The following is an 800-nucleotide window of genomic DNA, read 5'->3' as shown; positions in this document are numbered from 1 at the left end:
TTGGCGCCGATGACCCGCGAGTACCAGTGCGCGCTGTCCTTGGGGGTGCGCTGCTGGGTGTCGTAGTCGACGTGGACGATGCCGAAGCGCTTGGAGTAGCCGAAGGCCCACTCGAAGTTGTCCAGCAGCGACCACAGGAAGTACCCCGTCACCGGCGCCCCCGCCTCGATCGCCTCGTGCACGGCCGTCAGGTGCTCGACGAGGTACTGCACGCGCTCGGCGTCGTGCACGCCCCCGTCCTCGGCGACCACGTCCGGGTAGGCGGCGCCGTTCTCGGTGATCATCAGCTCCAGGCCGGGGTGCTCGGCCGCCACCCGCAGCAGCAGCTCGCGCAGCGCGGAGGCGTCCACCGGCCAGCCCATGTCGGTCCTGCGCCCCGGCGCCGCGAGGAACTCCACGCTCTCGCAGGCGATCCACGGCGTGTGGGCGCCCGCCGGCAGCGGCTGCGGCTGCGCGCGCCCGGCGACCAGCGTGGGCGTGTAGTAGTTGATGCCGAGGACGTCCGGCGGCTGGTGGATGAGCCCCAGGTCGCCGTCGAGCACGAAGGACCAGTCGCTGACCGCGGCGGTGTCGGCCAGCACGTCCGCCGGGTAGGACCCCCTGAGCACGGGGTCGAGGAACACCCGGTTGGCGATGCCGTCGGCGCGCCGGAACGCCTCGGCGTCGGCCGCGGACCCGCCGGCGGCCCGCACCGCCGCCAGGTGCAGGGTGTGCGGCACGCGGGCGTCCAGCGCCGCGCGGCGGACGGCGGCGGCGCCGAGGCCGTGGGCGAGGTTGAGGTGGTGCACCGCGGCCAGCGC

At 74.6% G+C, this 800-nt stretch carries 1 protein-coding gene; it reads right to left on the bottom strand.

Annotated elements, in window-relative coordinates:
* Positions 1 to 800: glycoside hydrolase family 1 protein (locus ABEB16_RS05170; RefSeq protein ID WP_345711201.1), on the bottom strand; the 800-nt coding region annotated here is incomplete at both ends.

Origin of the sequence: Kineococcus glutinatus (assembly GCF_039542765.1) — a bacterium.
GTDB lineage: Bacteria > Actinomycetota > Actinomycetes > Actinomycetales > Kineococcaceae > Kineococcus_A > Kineococcus_A glutinatus.
This window is presented reverse-complemented; position numbering and strand designations above follow the sequence as displayed.